We start from the raw sequence: 22,256 nt of genomic DNA, 5'->3' as shown, positions 1-22,256 counted from the left end.
GCGTGCTCATCGGGAGAGCCGGGTCACGGGGACGAACTCGCCGCCCCGAATCACGGTGAGGAACACCAGATCCGAGCCCTGGTTGTCCCCCTCTCCGTAGCTGACCACGAAGCCCCCGAGATCGATGGAACCCGATTCGGTGAGCGTACGCAGGAAAGACTCCCGCGTCGGCGGAGTCTCGGGATCGCCGGCCTCCAGGGCCTCGACGACCAGACGACCGGCCAGGTACCCCTCGAGCGATACGAACCCGGGTCGCGCGTCCGGATCCACCGCCCTCAACGCGGCCTGATACCGCGCGACGGCAGGCCGGCTCGTATCTCCGGGGAAGGGCACGACCTGAGTCACGACGACGCCATCCCCGGCGCGCCCCAACTCGCTGAGCAGGGCGCTGCTGCCGACGAAGGAGATGTTCACGAACACCGCGTCCAGGCCGATCTTCCGCGCCCAGCGGATGAAATGGGCCACCGGGGCGTAGGCGCCGATAATGATGACCGCCTCCGGGGCGCCGGCCCGGATGTCGAGGAGTCCGCGCTTGACCGCGAGCGTGTTCCGCATGTAGGCGGCTTCACTCACCAACTCCATGCCGCGCTTGTCCATCGCCATGCGGACCCCGGTCAGGCCCGCCAGGCCGTAGCTGTCGTCCTGATAGAAGACGGCGATCCGTCCGAATCCCAGGTCGCGGACCAGCCGTTCCACCATCTCTTCCGTTTCCTGGTAGTACGATGCGCGCAGATTCACGACGTAGCGCTGAGTATCGGCTCTCAGGAGTTCGGCCCCGGTAAAAGCGCCGATGTAGGGTACGGCCTCGTCACTGGCGGCGGGTTCCGCCGCCCTGGAGGTGGGGGTTCCGACCGCGCCGATGAGGCCGAACACGCCATGCGCGATGAGTTCTCGCGTGTTGGCGACGGCCGCCTCGGGTTCGTATCCGTCGTCGCGCACGAGGAGGCGGAGGACGCGGCCGTTCACGCCGCCCGCGCGGTTGGCCTCCTCGAAGGCCGCGCGGATCCCCAGGTTCATGTTGCGGCCCAGTTCCTCGGCCGGACCGTTCAGCGCCGCCGACTGGCCGAAGACGATGGAGTCGGGGAATACACCGTCGCCCCCCGATCCGCCCTCCTGCGCGGAAGCGCCGCCGGCCGGGAGGATCGCGGCGGCCGCCAGGGCCGCAGCGCCCAGGACGAGGCGCCGGCCGCCCGACATCAGTTCCCCAGGTACCGCAGCGTGAGGCATGTGATGTCGTCCGACTGGGGCGCCTCACCCGCGTGGTTCTGCACGGCCTGCACGACATGGCGGTTGATGTCCGAAGCGCTCAGCCCCCCGCACTCCGAGAGGACCTCGGCCAGCTCCCGCTCCCCGAACTCGGCGCCGTTCTCGTCCATCGCTTCCGATATGCCGTCGGTGTAGAAGAAAAACGCGTCGCCCGGCTCCATCTGGACGGATCCGCTCGGGAAATCAATGGACGGCATAATCCCCAGAACCAGCCCCGGCTCGCATTCGATCTGCTCGACCTTGCCGGAAAGCTTGATGATGAAGGGAAGGTTGTGCCCGCCGTTCGAGAAGTCTACGAGGCCGGAGCGGGGGTTGAACTTCGCGTAGAACGTCGTCACGAACATCGCCTCCTCGTTCTCGTTCACGAGAAGCTGGTTGACCTCCTCGAGGCACTTCGCAGGGTCGCTCTCCCCGATCGCGGTCCCCTTCAACAGCGTCCGGCTCACCATCATGAAGAAGGCGGCGGGTACGCCCTTCCCGGACACGTCCGCCATGACGATCCCCATCCGGTCGTCCTCGAGCCGGAAGAAATCGTAGAAGTCGCCGCCGACCTCGCGGGCGGGGGTCATCCACGCATGAAGTTCGTAGCGAGGGTCTTTGGGATATACGGTCGGAAGAATCGACTCCTGCATTCGGGCGGCGACCCCGAGTTCCTGTCGCAGCGCGACCAGTTCGTCTCTGGAGCGGAGCGCATCCCTCATCACCTGCAGGTGGTCGAGCGTCTTCGCGATCGTCGTATCCAGGTCCCCGAAGTCGATCGGCTTGGTGACGAAGTCGAAGGCCCCGCGGTTCATCGCGGTCCGGATATTCTTCATGTCCCCGTACGCCGTGACGATGACGGCCCGGAGGTCGAGGTTCAGCTGGTCCAACTGGTGGAGAAGAGTGAGTCCGTCCATCTCGGGCATGTTGATGTCCGAGAGCACCATGTCCACATCGGGGTGGCGCTCGAGCTGTTCCAGAGCCTGCACGCCGTTCTGGGCGAATACGAGCGTAAACTCCCCCGATCGGATGCGGCGCCGGAATTTCTGCCGGAGCAGCAGCTCGAGATCGGGTTCGTCGTCTACAACAAGGATCTTCGGCATCAGAACCTCAGTTGAGGTGAAGGAGGGTCGGGAGGCGAGCCACCCTGAATTCCGGCTCCCGGCGGATCTTCGGCTCCTGCTCTTGTCTCGACCCGAGTCGAGTCGTCATCGTCCCTGTCGATTCGCGAGACGGTCCCGATGCCTCGTGCGCAGAATCTCCACAAACGGGGACCGACCGCGCAATATGCAGGACCCGGCGAGAGAGTGGGTACCTTCGGTAGCGCGGGGGTTTCCCTTTCTCGGGCAAGAGCCAACGAAGGAGCGGATCAGGGTGCGGATCGCCGTAAAGCGGGACCCGAGCGAGCCCCGGCGCGTCGTGGACGAAATCGAATGCCTGTGCCTCGACCGCGGGCTTTCGCAGGACATCATCTTCAAGTTCCAGTTGTCGATGGACGAACTGCTGACCAACGTCATCTCGTATGGATTCGAAGGCGTCGAAGAAGAGCCGGTCATTACGGTGGACATCCGCCTCGATGAGGCCAACATTCACGTCGTAATCCGAGACAACGGCCAACCGTTCAACCCGCTCGAGGACGCCGCCACACCCGACCTGAGTCTTGCCGCGGAGGACCGTCCGATCGGCGGGCTTGGCATTCACCTGACAAGAGCGTTTATTGAGAAGCTTGCGTACAAGCGGGTGGATGGTTTCAACTGCCTGACCCTGACGCAGCCGCTGGGTGCTGCCGAAACCGAGGAACCACCAGAGGAACCGCCAGATGAACATTGAGACCAGCTATTCCGGGGATACCGCCGTGGGGGTGATCAGCGGACGCGTAGACTCCAGCAACGCCAAGGACTTCGACGGTGAGCTTTCCGGCATCATAGACGGAGGGGCAACCAACCTGGTGCTTGACTGCGGGAGCCTCCGCTATATCAGCAGTGCCGGGCTTCGGGCGCTCCTGATCGCGATCCGCAAGACCAACCAGGCCGGCGGCGGATTGGCCCTGTGCCAGGTACCCGCGAACATCCTCGAAGTGTTGGAAGTCAGCGGCTTCGTTCGTCTGACGAAGGTCTTCGACACGGTGGAGCAAGCTCAAGCCAGCTTCGCCTAGGACAGGAGCAAGAGCACGCCGAACGGCGGACCGGCGTGCCTCAGCCGTCCGCCAGGTCTCAGAAGAAAGCGAACGCCTGAACCTTCAGGGACCAGTCCGACCGATCGCCGGAACTGTAGAAGTCCACGTTCGTGGAGATCCCGTTTCGGCCCACGAAGTACACCATGACACCCGGCGTGATGACGGTTCCCGTCACCTTGTCGGGATTCTCGGCACCCGAGTCGACCCAGCTGACCCGTAGCATGGGCTCAATCGCCGCAAACCGGGACTCCGGTGCCATCGGCAGATACCAGAAGGCCATGAGCTGGAACGCCGAGAACTTCGCGTCGTCGTTGAGCTTCCAGTTGCGGCCTCTCAGGCCGTTGGCGATCAGGTGCGGGCCGTCCAGCCAGGTGCCGATCTCGACCTCCGCTCCATAGGCCGGCACGCCCATCGTCTCGCCCTGCATGTTCAGCGTCTCATCGAGGGCGAAATAGGCGGACACGCGGGCGTTCCCGGCGGGGAACAGGGACAGCTGGCCCGAGGCCGATTTTCCGTGGTTGACGTCCCTGTTCCCGATCCCCTCGCCGTTCGTCAGCGTGAACCGGTATCCGAATCGCTCGCTCACGCGACCCTGCGCGAGGAGACCGGGCTCGTAGTTGTCGAGGCCGAGGGCCCCCGTCAGGCGGCCGAACGAACAGACGCTGCCCACGCCGGGACAGTGGTCCACGCCCGTGACCCGCGCGTCCCGCTCGATGACCGGGAGCCAGGCATTCGGCACCAGCCAGAAGTAGGACATGCCTTTCTTGAACTGCCCGATCTGGATCTCCAGCGCCTCGCTGGGAGTGAGTTCGAGGTAGGCCTCCAGCACGGACGCGCCGTCGATGTTGAACTGGGCCCGTGCGCCCACGAGGTCGTTGAGCTTTCCGTCCATCGTCACCCACGCACGGCGGATGAAGAAGGATGAGGCGGTCCCGTCGACGCTCGATGCCTCGTACTGAGCCTGAATCCTGGCGCCTACCGTCACGGTGGAGCCGCCGCGCGCCCGGATTTCCTGGGCGAGCAGAGGGGACACGGTGCCAAGCGCCAACCCCAGGCATGCACCGGCGGTCACCCTGATTGAGCGTTTCCACATGATGATCTGCCCTCCCCGTCGAAGATTCCGGTGCAGCCCGATCGCAGGAGAAGATAACGGGATCGATTCTTCAGGCTACCGGCGCCCCAAAGGGGCGTTGCGTGATCCCGAGTCGAGGCCCAACCTAGACGCGCGGAGATTTCTCCGGGAAGAAACAAGGCGAAACGATCACGCACGACCATAAACCTGCCGAGGGAGGAGCACCCGTGATCAGGCATCAGGTACGCCGGCCCCGCCGAGTGCGAGCGGGAATGTACGTAGCGATCACCGCGCTGCTCTCGAGCGCGGGCCTCCTTCTGGCTCCGGCGACTCTCGCCGCGCAGGACGGCGCGGGAGACCTCGGCTTCGTCCTCAACACCTACTCGTTTCTGGTTTGGGGCGTACTGGTGATGTGGATGTGCGCCGGCTTCACCATGCTCGAGGCCGGGTCCGTGCGGTCCAAGAACGCGTCCGTGATCTGCATGAAGAACATCGGACTCTACGCGATCGCGGGCCTCGCCTACTACATCATCGGCTACGGCATCATGTACACCGACGTGGGGAGCGTCATCGGTTCTCTGGACTTCTTCTACGGCCCGTCCGCCGAAGAGGTAGCACTCCTCGGCGGCGATCAGGGCGCGGCGGCCGCCGTAGTGGAGAACGGCCATGCCGTGATGTCGGATTGGTTCTTCCAGATGGTGTTTGTCGCCACGACGGCCTCGATCGTCTCCGGGGCGCTGGCCGAGCGGGTCAAGCTGTGGGCCTTCTTCGCCTTCACGGCGGTGCTCACCGCGTTCGTCTACCCCATCGTCGGCGCGTGGACGTGGGGCGAGGGCTGGCTCTACCAGATGGGTTTCACCGACTTCGCCGGATCGACCATCGTGCACTCGACGGGAGGCTGGGCCGCGCTGGCCGGAGCGCTCGTCGTGGGGCCGCGGTGGGGCAAGTTCCGCCGTGACGGCTCGATCAAGGCGACGCCACCGTCGAACATCCCCGTGGTCACGCTCGGCGTGTTCATCCTGTGGATGGGGTGGTTCGGCTTCAACGGCGGTTCGCAGCTCGCCCTGGCCGGCGTCGCCGACGCCGTGGCCATGAGCAACATCCTCGTGAACACCAACCTCGCGGCGGCCGCCGGTGTCATTACCGCGCTCTGCACCTCGCGCCCGATCCTCGGCCGCGTGGACCTTTTCGCCACGCTCAACGGCGCCATCTCGGGCATGGTGGCGATCACCGCGGGGCCGAACATCGACAACCCGCTGTGGGCGATCCTGATCGGCGCGGTTGGCTCCCTCGTGTGCATGGTGGGACTCAAGGTGCTGGAGGCGCGGAGGATCGACGATGTCGTCGGGGCGGTGCCCGCGCACCTGTTCGCTGGAGCCTGGGGCACGCTGGCCACCTGCATCGCGGCGGGCGGCAACCTCGTCACCCAGCTCGTCGGCGTCCTGAGCGTCGGCGCGTTCGCCTTCTCCGTCTCGTGGATTCTGTGGATGGTGCTGGACAGGGTGATGGGGGTCAGGGTCTCGCGAAGCGTCGAATCCATAGGCCAGGACGCGGCCGAACTCGGCCTCGACGCCTATCCCGAGTTCGTGCTCATGGTGGATCCGGACGAAGAAGACGACTTCCGCGACGCGGGATGAACTTCGCGTAACGACCAAGAGATCGATTCATGTCGACGATCAGATTTGTCGACGCCGGTCGCGATGATCCGGATCCTGCCCTCGCGGCAGGGTCCGGGGCGTTCCGGGACTACGAGCTGGACTCGACGTTCCACGACGAATTGTTCCATGAAGACGGGACGCCAAGGGCGCGGGTCCGCCGCCTGGGTGCTGCGTTGTCCCGGATTCCGCTCCAGGATCTGGAGAGGATCCAGGACGGGGTCTACCGCCGATTCGTCCATGAGGGGATCACGTTCACGGTCCTCGGGGTGGAGGACGTTTCCGAGCAGATCATCCCCATCGACTGCGTCCCGCGTCTCATCACCGCCGAGGAGTGGGACCACCTCGAGCGGGGACTCAAGCAGCGCCTGACGGCCCTCAACCTCTTCCTGCACGACGTCTACCACGAAGGAAAGTCGCTGCGCGATGGCGTGGTCCCGACCGACCTCGTGCTGGGGTGTCCGCAGTACCGCCTGGAGATGCGCGAGTTGAGGGTGCCGCACGATGTCTACGTCGCGGTGTGCGGGACCGATATCGTGCGCGTCGGCGACAGTTTCGCCGTCCTCGAGGACAATCTGCGGGTGCCGTCGGGGGTCTCATACATGCTCGCCTGCCGCACGGCTATGAAGTGGGCGTTCCCCTACCTGTACCGCGCGTATGGCGTGCGGGAAGTGGCGGAATACCCCGAAAGGCTCTACTCGACGCTGGCGTCGCTCGCACTGACTTCCGGGACGCCCCGGATGGCGGTCCTGACGCCGGGCCGGTATAACTCCGCGTACTACGAGCACGCCTTTCTCGCCGGAGAGATGGGAGTCGACCTGGTCGAGGGGCGGGACCTCGTCGTACACGACGCGACCCTGTACGCGCGTACCGCGGCCGGGCTGCGGCGGATCGACGTCCTCTATCGCCGAATCGACGACGATTTTCTGGATCCGGTGACGTTTCGCGAGGACTCGGTACTCGGGGCGCCCGGCCTGTTCCACGCCTATCGTGCCGGCAACCTCGTGCTCGCCAACGCACCGGGTACGGGCGTGGCGGATGACAAGGGGCTGTACGCGTACGTGCCCCGGATTATCCGCTACTTCCTCGATGAGGAGCCGATTCTGGCCAATGTGGAAACCCACCTCTGCCGTGAGCCGGACGGCCTCGCCTACACGCTCGAGCACCTGCACGAACTGGTGGTGAAGGAAGTCGGCGGTTCCGGGGGGTATGGCATGCTCGTGGGCCCGCACGCCTCGGCGGCCGAGCGCGAGGAATACGCTGCGAGGCTGCGGGAAGACCCCACGAACTTCATCTCTCAGCCGGTGCTGCCGCTCTCGCGTGCGGGCTGCTTTGTGGACGGGCGCCTCCAGCCGCGCCACGTGGATCTGCGCCCCTTCGTGCTTCAGGGCCGGGACAGACAGCACGTGGTGCCGGGTGGCCTCTGCCGTGTCGCGCTCCGCAAGGGAAGCCTTGTCGTCAACTCGAGCCAGGGCGGGGGCTGCAAGGACCTCTGGATCCTCCGATGCTAGCCCGCATGGCGGCCAACTTCTACTGGCTGGGGCGCTACGTGGAGCGGACCGAGAACACCGGCCGCCTGCTCGAATATCAGCTGGTGCGGCTCGTCGACACTGACGCCGACGAACTGGCCTTGGGATGGCGCGTCGTGTATCGTACGCTGAGCCAGCCCCCGCCCGCGGCTCCCGCCGATGTGGACGAGGCGGAGGCGTTCCTGATCGCCGACGCCTACACCCTCACCGGCGGTCTCGTCGAGGACACGACGAATCCGGCTTCGATGATCTCGTGCTGGGAGATGGCGAGGGAGAACGCGAGGGAAATCCGACCCAGGCTTCCCCTGCGGGTGTGGGTCTGCCTCAACCAGGGGTACCTCTGGCTCAGAGAAACCGAGTTCGCGGACGTGTGGGCCGAGGGACCGGTCGCCCTTGTCAGCCAGGCGATCGACCGACTGCGGCTGCTGGCGGGCGTGGTGGACTCCAGCATGGCGCGCGACGATGCGTGGCGCTTTCTCGAGCTGGGCCGCTACGTGGAACGGCTGCAGCAACAGATCGTGCTCCTCGACGTTTGGGACCGGATCGGCCGCCGGGGCAACGAGGGGCCCGCGGCGCCCTGGGCCGATCTCCTGCGCGTGTGCGGCGCGTTCGAGCCCTACCGGCGCGACCGTTCACTGTCGTTGCAGCGGGAAGCCGTGCTCGGCTTTCTGATCCGCAACCCCGAGATATCGCATTCACTCCGCTTCGCGACGGAGCGGATCGATGCCATGCTCCGCGGCATCCACCCGGGAGGCGCGCGCCATCCGCTTGCCGCGCCGCATCGGCTGGTGCTTCGCACGGCCGCCTCGCTCGAAGCTTCGGATGCCTCCGGCTTCAGCTCGCTCATAAAGGACAGTTGGGATCTGCACGACGTCATCATGGCGACCTACGTCGACTACCCGGTGACCGCGAGGCTGCCGTCATGATCACCCGCTACTCGGTGGAGCACTCGATCGAGTTTGTGTACAGCGCCCCGGTTCGCGCTTCCATGATGACGCTCTACCTGTGCCCGATTCAGGACCGCAATCAGCTTGTGCGCGGCTTCTCGATCGAGACGGATCCCCCGGGGCCGGTGTTCGACTTCGACGGGTGCCTCAACAACCGCGGTCACTTCTTCGACCGGCCAGGTCGGCATCGGCGGCTCTCGATCCGCGCGCGGTCGACGGTGGAGGTCGGCCCGATTCCGGAGACGCCCCGGAAGCTCCGGGCGGACGCCTGGGAAACGTTGGGCCGCGCCGTGCAGGCGGCGCCGGAGTTGGGACTGATGCTGCAGCCGAGCCGCTTCGCGCGTCCCTCGCCGCTGCTCGACAAGTTCATGGCCAGTTGCGGTCTCGAGCCCGGGAAGGATCCGCTGGCCAGCGCGCTTGCGCTCCGGACCCGGCTCCACGAGTTGTTCGACTATCTTCCCGGGACGACCGCGGTCGATTCGCCGATCGAGCGGATTCTCGAAAGTCGCGAAGGAGTCTGCCAGGACTACGCGCACGTGATGGCCTCCATCCTGCGAGGGTGGGGCATCCCTACGCGTTACGTGTCCGGATACCTTGGGCCGGACGGGGGACACAGCGGGGATCTTGCCACCGGAGAGAGCCACGCCTGGGTGGAGAGCTGGTTCCCGGACTCGGGTTGGCTCGGGTTTGATCCCACGAACGACACCCAGTACGACGACCGGCACGTACGGGTGGCGGTGGGACGAGACTACGCCGACGTACCCCCCACGCGCGGTGTCTTCCAGGGAGCCGCGGAATCCATGCTGCGCACTCGGGTCCGCATCGCTCGACAGAGGAGTACCGCCTGACCTGGCGCCTCCAGAGGCGCCCTCAACCGAATCCCCAAGAGGAGGAGAACCGTGTCCCTGATCCGCATTCACCGGAGTTCACCCCGAAGTCTTCGACTCCCCCTCGCTCTGGTCGCACTCCTCGTCCTCGCATCACCGGCCTGGGGTCAGGTATCGGTCGGCGCGGACGTGGTCAGCCGCTATGTGTGGCGCGGCGTCGACTTCGGAGAATCCATGGCCGTCCAGCCCGCGATCACGTTCGGGGCCGGCGGTCTCGAGTTCGGGGCGTGGGGTTCGTATTCCATCTCCTCCTCCGGCGCTTCCGCCAACGAGAACGATCTCTGGGCCACGTACACGGTGGCCGCTTCGTCCGGACTGTCGGTCGCGTTCGGGCTCACCGACTACTACTTCCCGGCGCCCGACGCGGACGCGGGCTTCGGCACCGGGAACGCTCATACGCTGGAGGTATCGCTCGCCTTCAGCGGCCCGGAGACGTTCCCGGTCACCCTGTTCGGCGGCATGCTCACGGGAGGCAGCGATCTGTACGTGGAGGCGGGCGTCCCCTTCACCGTCGCGGCGGTAGACGTGGGACTTCACATGGGCTTCGTGGGCGGTGAGAGCGACTTCTACGGCACATCGGGTGCGGCCCTCGTGAACCTGGGCGTGACGGCGAGCAAGGGGCTCCGGATCACGGAGACATTCGAGTTGCCCGTCAGCGTCGCGTATATCCTGAACCCCGACCAGGATCGCGCCCATCTGGTGTTCGCCATCAGCATCGCGCCGTAGCAGCCCGCTTCGCTGGCCGTGCTTGCGCCGACTGATGCGGCGCGGGCAGCTTTCGGGGCGTAGGGGCTCCGCCCCGCCAGATTCCTGCGTGAAGCCGAAAGGCGCTCGATAACGCGAATGAGAGTGAACCGGATCGCCCCGCTCCTGCTCCTTTCCGCGTGTTCCTTCGCGTGTTCCTTCGCCCCGGCGCCTTCTCTCCCCGAGCCGGTAGCGGAAATGCCGGGCGACTTCTCGGCGAAGCTGGTCGCGGGGGAGTACGAGCCGCTGGAATGGTGGCGGGCGTTCGCGGACCCGGTCCTTGATACGGTCGTCGATTCCGTGCTGGCTTCGAACTTCGATCTGGCGGAGGCGGTGGCCCGCGTGCGTCAGGCCAGGGCGAGGGCCCGCATCGCGAGGGCCGCCTTCTTCCCGACGGTGGGCGCGAGCGGGGCGATCAACGATATCGACTCGCCGACGAACGCCGGCATCGGCGCCCAGATCCAGGCGCTGGGACTGGGCGGGGTGGCCGGGGACTCGACGCTGGGCTTCGTGCTCCCCGAACGTTTCGAGTTGACGACCTACACGATCAGCGCGGACTTGGCCTACGAGCTCGATTTCTGGGGCCGGGCCCGCAACGACGCTCGGGCGGCCGGGGCTGAATACCTCGCCTCGGAGTCGGATTTCCAGGCTGCGCGGATCGGGATCCTGGCGGAGACGATCACGACGTACTTCGACATTGTCAGCCTTCGGCGACAGACCGCACTCACCCGGGAAACTGTCGACGTCCTTCTGGAGCGCGAGGCGCTGGCCTCTACCCGTTACGACCGCGGCCTGATCGACTCCTGGACCCTGTATCAGGTGAGGCAGGATCTGAGAAACACCCAGGCGGGCCTGCCGCAGCTGGAGACCCAACTCATCAGCGCCGAGGCGCGGCTCGCCGTGCTGCTGGGCGGGTACCGCGCGGACATGGAGGCGATCCTGCCCGACGACCTCGCTCCCGCCCAGGCCGCGGACCCCGTTCCCGCCGGGATCCCGGCGGATCTCCTGTACCAGCGGCCCGACGTGCGGGCCGCCGGACAACGGCTGGATGCGGCCCGCTACAACGTGGGGGCCCGCAGGGCCGAGCTTCTTCCGTCGCTCTCGCTGTCGGGTTCGATCGGCCTGGCGAGCGCGGAGGCGGACGGGCTGTTCAACGTGAATCAGTGGTTCACGAATCTGACCACGAACCTGCTCGCGCCCATCTTCCAGGGGGGGCGACTACGCAACAATGTCGAGCTCGCGCAGGGTCACTTCGAGGAGGCCGCCTCGTCCTACGGGCGGACCGTGGTGACGGCGGTGAGCGAGGTCGAAACTACCCTCGCCGGCCTGGCGAACGAGGATCGTCGCCACGCCTTCCTCGTCTCGCAGCGTGAGGAAGCGCAGGCCTCCCTGGACCTGCAGTCGCAGAGGTACGAGGCGGGCGTCGTGGGCTACACCGACTACCTGGACGCGCTGCGCACACTCCTGAACGTCGAAGCCGCGCTGGCGGGGGCGAGCCGCGACCTGGCCCTGGCGCGGCTCGCCGTGCACCGGGCGCTGGGCGGCGCCTGGATGTCCCCGGGGCCGCTCGCCGAACCGCGCATGGTCCCCGCGTCAGGCGAGGCGAGGACGAGGGGGGGAGACAAGTGACCCGAAGACGGACCTACCTCACGGCGGGCGGCATCCTGCTTGGATCAGTGCTCGTTGCCGCCGTCATGGTCGCGTTGAGGCCGGACCCACCCCTTCGTCCTCCGGATTCCGGCATCCCGTACGCCGCCACCGCGCCGGCGGTGGCCGGTGAGGGCGCGATCCCCGTCTACGGGGCCGGAACTGTACGACCGAGCGCGGAGATCAATGTCGCCGCCGAGATCAACGGGAAGGTCTCGTGGGTCGCGCCGACCTTCCAGAGCGGGGGACGGGTGCGCGAAGGGCAGGTGCTTTTCCGCATCGACGACGCGGACTATCAGAACCGCGTGAGGCAGGCCAGAGCGAATGTGGCTGCCCAGCAGGTCGCGCTGCTGCAGGCGGAAGAGGAAGCGCGGATCGCGCGCTCCGAATACGCGCAGTACCGGAACCGGGAAGCGTCCTCGACGACCGCGAGTCCGCTGACGCTGCGAGAGCCGCAACTCGAGGCCGCCCGCGCCGCGCTGGCCAGGGACAGCGCCGGTCTGGCCGACGCGGAACTGGCCCTGAGTCGAACCGCGGTGCGGGCGCCGTTCGACGGCGTAGTGCGGGACGAAGCCGTCGACATCGGGCAGTTCGTGTCGGCGGGCGTCGGCGTGGGGCGGCTGTACGCGGCTGATGCCGTCGAAGTCGTCGTCCCGCTGTCCGACGCCGACGTAGCTCTCATCCCGGGGCTGTGGGAACTCGAGTCCGGCGGCTCGCGTGTGGCCGCCCGCGTGATCGCGGAATACGGGGATGAGAGATACGCGTGGCAGGGGCAGGTGGATCGGGTCGAGGCTTCTCTGGACGCGCAGACCCGCACGATCGACGTGATCGTGCGCGTCCCGGAGCCATTCGCGGCCGGCGCGCGGGAAGGGGCCGACGAGGGTGCTTCGTGGACCCGCAGCCCGCCTCTGCTCGTGGGCAAGTTTGTCGAGGTGCGGATCGATGGCGCCGAGCCGAGCCGGTACTTCGTTCTGCGGCGGCCGGCGTTGAGGACCGGAGACGAGGTGTGGGCCGTTCGGGACGACACGCTGGTCACGATCGTGCCCGTGCGCGTGCTCCAGCGCTCCGATGACGACGTGTTTGTGATCGGGGCCCTCGAGGGCGGGCAGCCGGTCGTCGTGGGCGGGCTCCGGATCGCGACCGAGGGCATGCGCGTTCGGACCGCCGCCAGCGAGGAGAACCCGGACGGCGAAACTACCGAGACCGCGGCGCAGGTCCACGATCCGAACTACCTCGGCACGTTCTCGATCATCGGACGCGACCCCGACACCGGCCAGCTGGGCATGGGCGTTCAGTCCAAGGCGTTCGGGGCGGGAAACCGCGCAATGCACGCGAAGGGCGGACTGGTGATCATCGCCCACCAGGCGGCCGCGAACCCGATGTACGGCGCCATCGGCATCGAGCTTCTCCAGGCCGGCTACTCGCCTGAAGAGGCGCTCGCGATGATGGTGGCGAGCGACGAGGGCCGGGACCGCCGCCAGACGGCGATCCTCGATCAGCAGGGGCGCACGGCGGCGTGGACCGGCACCGGCGCGAGCGACTGGAAGGGCCACAAGTGCGGCGTGGACTACTGCGCTCAGGGGAACATCCTCACGGGCCCCGAGGTCGTGGATGCGATGGCCGCCTCGTTCGAATCCTCGACGGGGCCGCTGGCCGAGCGGCTCATGGACGCCCTCGACGCGGCGCAGGCGGCCGGCGGGGACGCCCGCGGCATGCAGTCCGGTGCGATCCTCGTGGTGGCCCCGCGGGTCAACGGAGGCTACAGCGACCGCGTCGTGGACATTCGCGTGGACGACCACGACGAGCCGCTCGTGGAGCTGCGCCGCGTGCTGCACATGTACCGGTCGGGTCAGATGCTGCGCGAGGCCGGCCGGATGCGCCGGGACGGGGACCTTCGCGGCGCCGTGGCCCTCGTCCGGGAGGCCACCCGCAAGTCTCCGGAGAACGACAACGTCTGGGTGTCGATGGCCGCCATGCTGTTCGAGAGCGGACGCGAGGATGCGGCGTTCGAGGCCCTGGAGCGCGCGGTGGAACTGAACCCCGGTCGCCGCCGGACCCTCCCCCGCGACGACGACTTCGCGAGCGTGCGCGACGATCCCCGTTTCCTGAGGATCATCGGCAACTAGCGGGCCGGTCGCCCGCGGACGCTAGTGGTGGTCTGACTCCTCGTAGTGCCGGGCGAGGGCGTCGCCCCCGAAATCGTTCTCCAGATCCCTCCACACCGAGTGGACGTGGTTCGCGTCATTCTGCGTGTTGTCGTACTCGATCAGGAATACGGGGGCGTGAATGCGATAGTAGTGTCCCGCCCCCGGCTCCGTCGGCCCAGCCCACGCGAAGTAGATGTCGCTCGCCGGAATCTCGGTCTGGATGCGCATCATCCATTCGAAGTCGGTCGTCGTGTTGCCGACGTACTCGTGCACGATGTCGTACAGGATCGCGCGCTGCGCCTCGGTCATCGCGTCAGCCGGCAGGCCCTCGAACGCATCGAGTCGAGCCCGGCGGTCGTTGCCCGTGACGATGTCGCTTGGCGCTTCGGCGGCGATCGTGGCCTGCTCGCGCTGGTCGGCGGTAAAGCTGAGCACCAGCGCGCGGGCCAGGTCTTCTTCCCGGCCCAGCGGTCGCCAGCCGGCCTTCGGCCCCGATGGAACGCGCGCCGGGTTTGCGCCCAGGAAAGCGGGCCCCGTTACGGTGAGTTGTCCCGAGGGTGAGGCGAAGTTGAACGACACGTGGTGTCCCTCGAAGCGCCAGGCCCAGGGTTCGTCCGTGGAGGGCTCGCCGAAGATGGTGACGTAGTAGTTCTCCGGATCACGTCGCTCGGGCCGGCCTTCCAGCAGGCCGAGAATCCGCTCCAGCTCAATGACCGCGCTGGCCTTGAGGTACCCCTGGCTGCTCAGCGCCGACTGGAGAAGATCGTAGGCGGCGGACCGCTGCTCTCCGGTCATGTCCCGTAGCGGCAGGCCGTTCCGTGTCCTGGGGACGAAGTGCCAGTCGAAGCGCTCCTCGTCAGCCAATGCATAAAGCGTCTTCCCCCGCGCGTCTTCATCGAGCAGCGAGATGAACGCCTGGGCGGCCGAGGCCGCGTCCGGGACGACCCGCACGGGTTCCACGGGATCCGCGTCCGTTTCCGCACCGCTCGCGATCGCGACGAGTGCGAGGGAACCCAGCAGACAGGCAGCCCACGTTGTCCGGACCAGTATCGGATTCCTCTGCGTCATCGGTTCCTCCTGCTCACAGCGTGCCCTCGCGGTTTCGCGTCGGTCACTTCAAGTTGCCCGGCCTACGCGACCGTTGTCCCTGTCCATATTCCGGTTCGAAAGGCAAGACCGCCAGATGAATGCCGGTCCCAGCGCCGCTGACAGCACCAACGGCGCCATGCATGTCGAGTTCGAAGGCGTGAGCAAGAGTTACGACGGTCGCACGTTCGTCGTGGACGATCTGACCCTCGGCATCGGGAAGGGCGAATTCGTGACCCTGCTCGGTCCGTCGGGCTCGGGGAAGACGACGATCCTCATGATGCTGGCCGGATTCCAGACACCCACTTCCGGCGCAATCCGGATCGGCGGCCGCTCCGTTCAGGACCTCCCGCCCCGCAAACGGGGGATTGGAATGGTCTTCCAGAACTACGCGCTCTTCCCGCACATGACCGTCGGCGCGAACCTCGCGTTCCCGCTGGATGTGCGCGGCATCCCCGAAGCGCAGCGGCGGGAGCGGGTGGAGCGCGCCATGAGCCTCGTGCGCCTCTCCGGCCTGGAGGACCGGCGACCCGGCCAACTCTCGGGTGGACAGCAGCAACGAGTCGCGATCGCCCGGGCCCTCGTCTTCGAACCCGGCCTCGTGTTGATGGACGAACCGCTCGGCGCCCTGGACCGCAGCCTGCGCGAGGAGATGCAGTACGAGATCCGCTCCATCCACCAGCGCCTGGGCGTGACCGTGGTCTACGTCACCCACGACCAGCAGGAGGCGATGGTGATGTCGGACCGGATCGCCGTGCTGAACCGCGGTCGGATCGAGCAGATCGCCGGGCCGGAGGGGCTCTACGAGGAGCCGGAGCGCGCGTTCGTCGCCCGCTTCATAGGAGAGAACAACCGGCTCCATGGCCGCGTGGCCAGCATCGAGGACGATCTCTGCGAAGTCGACGCCGGCGACGAGCGGATTCGCGCGATCCAGATCGCCCCCTGCGAGCCCGGCGACATGGTCACGCTCTCGATCCGCCCCGAGCGGATCGCCATCAACCCCCGTAAGGGTCTCTACCACAACGAAATCGAGGCCACGGTCGAGGACATGACCTTCCTCGGCGACCATCTTCGGATACGTCTGGCCGCCTGTGGACGACGCGACCTCGTCGCCAAGATTCCGAATATCGTGGGACACGGCGCCATGGTGGTGGGAGACACGGTCCACATCGGCTGGACCGTCAACGACTGCCGCGCCCTGAACTTCGAAGAGGAAGAGGAGAGCCACGCATGAAGAACAGACGCCCGATCCACTGGGTACGCGACGCCGTGCTCGCCACGGTCGGCGCAGCGGCGCTTGTTTTCATCCTCGCCCGCGGACCCAGCCAGGCGCCCGAAGGACCGGAGATTACCGTCGTCTCGTGGGGCGGGTCGTACGGCCGGGCGTATGCGGACGGCATCCAGACCCCCTTCAGCGAGGAGACGGGCGTCCGGGTGGCGATGGAGGACTACAACGGCGGCCTGGCCCAGATAAGGGCACAGGTCGATGTCGGCAGCGTCTACTGGGACGTCGTCGATCTGGAGATGGCCGACGCGATGCGCGGCTGCGACGAAGGCCTGCTGGAGCCGATCGACATCGAGATGCTGCCGCCCGCCCCGGACGGGACTCCGGCCAAGGACGATTTCTATTCCGAGATGCAGGGGGAGTGCGGGGCCGGGATGCTGTTCTACTCCACCGTGTACGCGTACAACGCCGACCTCTTCCGCGACGAGAAGCCCTCGACCATGGCCGACTTCTTCGACCTGGAGAAGTTCCCCGGACGCCGGGGAATGCGCCGTGTACCGCAGGTCAATCTGGAGTTTGCCCTCATCGGCGACGGCGTGCCGCTCGAGGAGGTGTACGCCACGCTGGATACGCCGGAAGGGCTGGACCGGGCTTTCGACAAGCTCGACACGATCAAGGATCAGGTCATCTGGTGGGAGGCGGGCGCGCAGCCGCCGCAGATGCTGGCGGATGGAGAAGTCGTGATGGGTACGGCCTACAACGGCCGCATCTTCAACGCCCAGGTCCTGGAGGACCAGCCGTTCGTCATCGTGTGGGACGGCCAGCTGCTCGACTACGGTCAGCTCAGCGTCGTGGCCGGGACACCGAGACTGGACGACGCCCTCCGCTTCCTCAGCTTCGCGACGACGGCACGATCCCTGGCCGCGATGGGGCGCCGCATCTCCTACGGACCCGCCCGCCGTTCGGGAGAGCCGCTCGTCACGACCCACCTGGCGACGGGCGTGGAGATGGCGCCGCACATGCCGACGAGTCCCGAGAACATCGCGCGCGCCCTGCGGAACGACTGGTCGTGGTGGGTGGACAATCAGGACGAACTGAACGAGCGCTTCAGCGCCTGGCTCGCGCGCTGATACCGTGAGCGAACGACTGCGGGCGCTCGCGCTCGTCCTTCCGCTGCTCGTTTTCCTCGGCGTGACCTTCCTCGCCCCACTGGGAACGATGCTGCTCCGGAGTGTCTACGATCCGGTGGTGGCCGCTGCCCTGCCCGAGACTCTGGCGGCGCTCCGAGGATGGGACGGCGAAGGGCTGCCCCCGGAGGCCGCCTACGAAGCCATCGCGGCGGAACTCGAGGTGGCGCGCGAGGCGAGAACGCTGGGACAGGTTGCCGGTCGCGTGAACCGGCTGGAGAGTGGACTGCGCAGTATGTTCACGCGGACTGCCCGGGGCCTGCCGGATGCCACGGGCGGCCCATGGCGCGACGTCATGGCCGGCCTCGACTCGGCCTGGGTCGAACCCGCCACCTGGCACGCGATCCAGGCGACGGGCGAACGCTTCACGGCTCGTCACTACCTGAACGCCGTCGACCTGCAACGGCTGCCCGACGGTTCCGTCGCCCGACAACCCGAGGAGCGGCGGATCTACCTGCCGCTGCTGTGGCGCACACTGCTCGTGAGCCTGGCGATCACAGGCCTGTGCGTGATCCTCGGCTATCCGATTGCGCACCTCATCGCCCACGCGCCGCCACGTCGGGGCAATCTGCTGCTCGCGCTCGTGCTGGTCCCGTTCTGGACCTCGCTACTGGTCCGCACCACGTCCTGGATCGTCCTCCTTCAGACACAGGGTGTCATCAACGACCTGCTCGTGGCGCTCGGCCTCATCGGCGATGACGGCCGACTCTCCATGATCTACAACATGACCGGCACGCTCGTGGCGATGACCCATGTGCTGCTGCCGTTCATGGTCCTGCCGCTGTACTCGGTCATGCGCTCCATCCCGCGCCTGCACATGAGCGCCGCGGCCTCCATGGGAGCCACGCCGGCCCAGGCCTTTCGCCGCGTCTACTGGCCGCAGACGCTGCCGGGCGTCGGCGCGGGTTCGCTTCTCGTCTTCATCCTGGCGATCGGCTACTACATCACGCCGGCCCTCGTGGGCGGGAGCAGCGGCCAGTTGATCTCGAACATGGTGGCCTATCACATGCAGACGTCGCTGAACTGGGGGCTGGCGGCGGCACTCGGGGCCGTGATGCTGGCCGGCGTCCTCATCCTCTACCTGCTTTACGACCGGCTCATCGGCGTCGAGCGCATGAGTCTGGGTTGAGATACCCGTGACGGAATCACGACTCGGCCGCTTCGCCTACCTCGGCTTCTGCGTCCTCGTGTTCGTTTTTCTGATCGCGCCGATCATCGTGATCGTGCCCCTGAGCTTCAACGCGGAGCCGTACTTCACCTTCACCGAAGGGATGCTGCGCCTGGACCCGGAGGCCTGGTCGCTGCGGTGGTACCGGGAGGTCCTCGGCAACGAACAGTGGACGCGCAGCCTGACGAACAGCCTCGTCATCGGCATCTCCGCCACCGTGCTCGCGACCGCGCTGGGGACACTCGCCGCGCTGGGGCTGTCGAGTCCCGCCATGCCGGGCCGCCGCTTCATCACCGGGCTGCTGATCTCGCCCATGATCACGCCGGTGATCATCTCCGCCGCGGGGATGTTCTTCTTCTACAGCAACCTCGGACTCGGGCAGACGCACCTCGGGCTGATTCTGGCCCACGCCACCCTGGGAATGCCTTTCGTCGTCATCACGGTGGTCGCGACGCTGTCGGCCTTCGACCGCAACCTCACCCGCGCCGCCGCCAGCCTGGGTGCCGGCCCCGTCCACACCTTCCGAACCGTCCAGCTGCCGCTGATCGCGCCGGGAGTGATCTCCGGCGCGCTGTTCGCCTTCGCCACCTCCTTCGACGAGGTGGTCGTCGTGCTCTTCATGGGCGGGCTGGAGCAGCGGACGATCCCGCGGCAGATGTGGGCCGGGATCCGTGAACAGATCAGCCCCGCGATCCTCGCGGTGGCCACGTTCCTGGTCGTATTCGCGCTCGCGCTCCTGCTCACCGTCGAATGGCTTCGCCGCCGGGCGTCGGCGTGAAAACCGTTCGACAAGGTTCCGCCCTAGCCGGGGGAGATAGTCCGCGAGTAGGATAGTACCCCGACCCGATTAGGTGACCTGATACGGTTCGACCCATGGGGAGGGAATATGTTGAGTGTCGCCCGTCCGCTGTCGCTCCCGCTTTCCGTCTTTCTCGCTTTCTGCCTGCTGCTTCTCGTCGCCGCCGAACCCCTCGCCGCACAGACGGCGGATTCCGGCGATACCGCGTGGCTGCTGACGTCCACCGCGCTCATCCTGTTCATGACCCTCCCGGGGCTGGCCCTCTTCTATGGCGGCCTCGTGCGCAGGAAGAATGTCGTGTCGGTGCTCCTCCAGTGTTTCGCGATCACCGGGATCGTCACGCTGATATGGACCGCGTTCGGCTACAGTCTTGCCTTCGACACCACCGGCATGGCCGCAGGCGAATCGGGCCTGCACGCCTTCGTGGGGACCTTCTCCAAGGCGTTTCTCAGAGGCGTGACCGCCGACAGCTTGACGGGAACGATCCCCGAGGTGCTCTTCTTCGCGTTTCAGCTCACATTCGCGATCATCACGCCCGGCCTCATCATCGGGGCGTTCGCCGAGAGGATGAAGTTCTCGGCCATGCTCCTCTTCACCGCCCTCTGGGTCATCTTCTGCTACCTGCCGATCGCGCACATGGTCTGGGCGGGAGAAGGATCCTTCCTGGGAGACCTGGGGCTTATCGACTTCGCCGGGGGCGCCGTCGTCCACATCACGGCGGGTACGGCCGCTCTGGTGGCCGCGGTCATGGTCGGCGCGAGGCGGGGATTTCCGGATTCGATCGGGCCTCCGCACAACCTCACGCTGACGCTGATCGGCACCGCGATGCTCTGGGTCGGCTGGTTCGGGTTCAACGGGGGCAGCGCTCTGGCCGCGGGCGGACAGGCGGCGATGGCCGTTGTCGTCACCCAGATCTCTCCCTCCGTAGCCGCCCTCACGTGGATGTTGATCGAGACGATCAGGGTGGGGAAGCCCAGCGCCCTCGGGTTCGCTACGGGAGCGATCGCGGGCCTGGCCGGGATCACCCCCGCCGCCGGCACGGTGGGACCGGTCGGGGCCATAGCGATAGGCCTCGTCGCGGGCACGTTGGGCTACGTCGCGGCGACCTCCCTGAAGTTCAGGTTCCGGTACGATGACGCGCTGGATGTCGTGGGGGTGCACGGTGTGGGAGGCTTCGTCGGGATCGTGATGCTCGCGGTGTTCTCCTCCACCACGTTCGGCGGATCGATGGCGAACCTCGACATGCCACGGCAGCTGGGCGTCCAGTTCCTCGGCGGACTATTCACGGTCGTCTACACCGCCATCGTCAGTGTGGTGATCCTGAAGGTCGTCGATCTCCTGGTCGGCCTGAGGGTCGAGGAACACGAAGAACTCGAGGGTCTCGACCTGACCCAGCATGGCGAGGTCGGCTACCGCGACCTCTAGCATCCAGCGGGCTGCGGGCAGCGCCGCCGGTCAGTTTCCGTCGATCGAGAGGTTCACCAGTTCGCGGAAGCGCTCGAGCGGATTGTCCCCGCGCGGCGTCTGAGTGAACACGAGCCCGATGATCTCGCGCTCGGGATCGAGCCACGCGTTGGTGCCGTCCGAGCCGCCATGGCCGAAGGTGCCGTCCGCAAGCCGCCAGCCGTAGGCGTAGTAGCTCGCGTCCTCACCCTCTCCGGCGATGTGGATCTTCGGCGAGGTCATCATCTCGACGGACTCCGGATCGAGGATTCGGGAGCCGTCGTAGACGCCGCCGTTGAGGAACATCTGCGAGAAGACCGCATAGTCCCAGGTCGTCGAGATCATGCCGCCTGACGCGCGCGCGAACGGAAAGGCGACGGGTCCTCCGGGCGTGCCGCCGGGAGCCCAATCCCCGTCCGGCCCGCGCTGGTAGTAGACGGCGCCCATGCGATCGAGCTTGCCGCCCACAGGGTGCTCGGCCCGGTGGTTGTAGGAATCCTCCATCCCCAGCGGTCCATAGACCTTCGCCATCAACCGATCCTCGAGCAGTTGGCCGGAGGCGATCTCGACCAGCGCCCCGAGCGTGTTGTAGCCGGGGTTGTTGTAGGCGTAGGACTCTCCGGGCGTCACCTCCGCTCCAATCGCGCCGAAGCGGGCCGATTCGCTCTGGAGGGTCGGATCGTCGCCCAGCGGTTGCAGAAAGAGGGTGGGGATCCGGAGCCCGCTGCTGTGGGACAGGAGGTGGCCGATGGTGATGAAGCCCGCCCGATAGTTGTCCCACTCGGGCATGTATTCGCGGACGAGGTCGTCGTACGAGAGTTCGCCTTCTTCCGCGAGTTGGGCGATCGCGGTGGCGACCAGCGGCTTGGTGTTCGACGCCATGCGGAACAGCGTGTTCCGTTCCATGGGCAGGCCGCGCTCCTTGTCGCGCATCCCGACCGCTTCGTGGAGGACGATCCGGCCCTTCCGGGCGATGAGGACGACAGCCCCCACGAGATCTCCGCGTTCCACCGCCTCGTGGTACAGGCCGAGCGCTCCCTCGAGGACCGCACGCGACATGCCCACGTCCTCCGGCTCGCCGTAGGAGAGGGTCTTCGCCTCCTGCGCCGCCACCGTCGGCGCCGAAAGCACCGCCATGGGCAGGATGACCGCGGCTGCAAGCCACGCGACGGCGCGAACGCCGCTGAAGCGCCGGGAATACTGCATCAGTCCTCCTCCGGGTGCGGAAGAAAAGAGTGGGCCGGGGCCCCTGCTGGAACCCTAACCCGGCTGGAGAGCGCGAACCAGATCCGGCCTGAC

19 protein-coding genes are annotated in these 22,256 nt (G+C 66.9%); 14 read left to right on the top strand and 5 right to left on the bottom strand.

All coding sequences use genetic code 11. From position 1 onward, the window contains the following. Positions 1-6 precede the first annotated feature (6 nt). Positions 7-1,227 carry an ABC transporter substrate-binding protein gene (locus ACN9M6_RS03420; protein WP_419161506.1) on the bottom strand — a complete coding sequence of 407 codons (1,221 nt, stop codon included), beginning with the start codon at positions 1,225-1,227 and terminating at the stop codon, positions 7-9. Then, the gene (locus ACN9M6_RS03415) at positions 1,197-2,348 is read right to left on the bottom strand and encodes a PP2C family protein-serine/threonine phosphatase (protein ID WP_419161505.1); all 1,152 of its coding nucleotides are present in this window, start codon (positions 2,346-2,348) and stop codon (positions 1,197-1,199) included. The genes ACN9M6_RS03420 and ACN9M6_RS03415 overlap by 31 nt, the downstream gene beginning before the upstream one ends. A 271-nt stretch (positions 2,349-2,619) precedes the next feature. Between ACN9M6_RS03415 and ACN9M6_RS03410 the strand changes: the two genes are divergently transcribed. Continuing rightward, positions 2,620-3,075 carry an ATP-binding protein gene (locus ACN9M6_RS03410; protein WP_419161504.1) on the top strand — a complete coding sequence of 152 codons (456 nt, stop codon included), beginning with the start codon at positions 2,620-2,622 and terminating at the stop codon, positions 3,073-3,075. Then, the gene (locus tag ACN9M6_RS03405) at positions 3,065-3,400 is read left to right on the top strand and encodes an STAS domain-containing protein (RefSeq protein ID WP_419161503.1); all 336 of its coding nucleotides are present in this window, start codon (positions 3,065-3,067) and stop codon (positions 3,398-3,400) included. The genes ACN9M6_RS03410 and ACN9M6_RS03405 overlap by 11 nt, the downstream gene beginning before the upstream one ends. A 58-nt stretch (positions 3,401-3,458) precedes the next feature. On the opposite strand, the gene ACN9M6_RS03400 is transcribed toward ACN9M6_RS03405, so the two are convergent. Next, positions 3,459-4,514, bottom strand: coding sequence for a hypothetical protein (locus ACN9M6_RS03400; protein ID WP_419161502.1), 1,056 nt, complete (start codon positions 4,512-4,514; stop codon positions 3,459-3,461). A gap of 206 nt (positions 4,515-4,720) precedes the next feature. Between ACN9M6_RS03400 and ACN9M6_RS03395 the strand changes: the two genes are divergently transcribed. The 7 genes from ACN9M6_RS03395 to ACN9M6_RS03365 all read left to right on the top strand — a co-directional run bounded on the left by ACN9M6_RS03395 (position 4,721) and on the right by ACN9M6_RS03365 (position 14,028). Beyond that, positions 4,721-6,130 (top strand): ammonium transporter, encoded by a 1,410-nt coding sequence (locus ACN9M6_RS03395; protein ID WP_419161501.1) that lies wholly within the window; start codon positions 4,721-4,723, stop codon positions 6,128-6,130. Between the two features lie 29 nt (positions 6,131-6,159). Then, positions 6,160-7,659 (top strand): circularly permuted type 2 ATP-grasp protein, encoded by a 1,500-nt coding sequence (locus ACN9M6_RS03390; RefSeq protein ID WP_419161500.1) that lies wholly within the window; start codon positions 6,160-6,162, stop codon positions 7,657-7,659. Continuing rightward, positions 7,653-8,603 (top strand): alpha-E domain-containing protein, encoded by a 951-nt coding sequence (locus ACN9M6_RS03385; RefSeq protein ID WP_419161499.1) that lies wholly within the window; start codon positions 7,653-7,655, stop codon positions 8,601-8,603. Before ACN9M6_RS03390 ends, ACN9M6_RS03385 begins: the two co-directional genes overlap by 7 nt. Continuing rightward, positions 8,600-9,472 carry a transglutaminase family protein gene (locus ACN9M6_RS03380; RefSeq protein ID WP_419161498.1) on the top strand — a complete coding sequence of 291 codons (873 nt, stop codon included), beginning with the start codon at positions 8,600-8,602 and terminating at the stop codon, positions 9,470-9,472. Before ACN9M6_RS03385 ends, ACN9M6_RS03380 begins: the two co-directional genes overlap by 4 nt. Before the next feature lie 51 nt (positions 9,473-9,523). Then, positions 9,524-10,237 (top strand): TorF family putative porin, encoded by a 714-nt coding sequence (locus ACN9M6_RS03375; protein WP_419161497.1) that lies wholly within the window; start codon positions 9,524-9,526, stop codon positions 10,235-10,237. A gap of 117 nt (positions 10,238-10,354) precedes the next feature. Continuing rightward, a complete protein-coding gene (locus ACN9M6_RS03370) occupies positions 10,355-11,884 on the top strand; it encodes an efflux transporter outer membrane subunit (RefSeq protein WP_419161496.1) in 1,530 nt (509 codons plus the stop codon). After that, entirely contained in the window at positions 11,881-14,028 is a 2,148-nt protein-coding gene (locus tag ACN9M6_RS03365) for an efflux RND transporter periplasmic adaptor subunit (RefSeq protein ID WP_419161495.1), read from the top strand. Before ACN9M6_RS03370 ends, ACN9M6_RS03365 begins: the two co-directional genes overlap by 4 nt. A 21-nt stretch (positions 14,029-14,049) precedes the next feature. Here the strand turns inward: ACN9M6_RS03365 and ACN9M6_RS03360 are convergent, their stop codons facing one another. Then, positions 14,050-15,117, bottom strand: a complete 1,068-nt coding sequence (locus ACN9M6_RS03360) for a DUF3500 domain-containing protein (protein WP_419161494.1) — start codon at positions 15,115-15,117, stop codon at positions 14,050-14,052. A 115-nt stretch (positions 15,118-15,232) separates the two neighbouring features. Between ACN9M6_RS03360 and ACN9M6_RS03355 the strand changes: the two genes are divergently transcribed. From ACN9M6_RS03355 to ACN9M6_RS03335, 5 genes are all read left to right on the top strand, one after another. Beyond that, complete coding sequence (locus ACN9M6_RS03355) at positions 15,233-16,369, top strand: ABC transporter ATP-binding protein (protein ID WP_419161493.1); 1,137 nt, start codon at positions 15,233-15,235, stop codon at positions 16,367-16,369. Further along, complete coding sequence (locus tag ACN9M6_RS03350; protein ID WP_419161492.1) at positions 16,366-17,490, top strand: ABC transporter substrate-binding protein; 1,125 nt, start codon at positions 16,366-16,368, stop codon at positions 17,488-17,490. Before ACN9M6_RS03355 ends, ACN9M6_RS03350 begins: the two co-directional genes overlap by 4 nt. Positions 17,491-17,494: 4 nt before the next feature. Next, positions 17,495-18,676, top strand: a complete 1,182-nt coding sequence (locus ACN9M6_RS03345) for an ABC transporter permease (protein ID WP_419161491.1) — start codon at positions 17,495-17,497, stop codon at positions 18,674-18,676. Position 18,677: 1 nt separating this feature from the next. Further along, positions 18,678-19,493, top strand: a complete 816-nt coding sequence (locus ACN9M6_RS03340; protein ID WP_419161596.1) for an ABC transporter permease — start codon at positions 18,678-18,680, stop codon at positions 19,491-19,493. Between the two features lie 108 nt (positions 19,494-19,601). Further along, positions 19,602-20,939, top strand: a complete 1,338-nt coding sequence (locus ACN9M6_RS03335; RefSeq protein ID WP_419161490.1) for an ammonium transporter — start codon at positions 19,602-19,604, stop codon at positions 20,937-20,939. Between the two features lie 30 nt (positions 20,940-20,969). Here ACN9M6_RS03335 and ACN9M6_RS03330 read toward each other — a convergent pair whose 3' ends face one another. Beyond that, positions 20,970-22,163, bottom strand: a complete 1,194-nt coding sequence (locus ACN9M6_RS03330) for a serine hydrolase domain-containing protein (RefSeq protein ID WP_419161489.1) — start codon at positions 22,161-22,163, stop codon at positions 20,970-20,972. Positions 22,164-22,256: the final 93 nt, after the last annotated feature.

The sequence above is a fragment of the Candidatus Palauibacter sp. genome (genome assembly GCF_965197445.1).
Classification (GTDB): domain Bacteria; phylum Gemmatimonadota; class Gemmatimonadetes; order Palauibacterales; family Palauibacteraceae; genus Palauibacter.
Note: the sequence above shows the minus strand (reverse complement) of the source record. Positions and strands in the feature narration are given on the sequence as shown.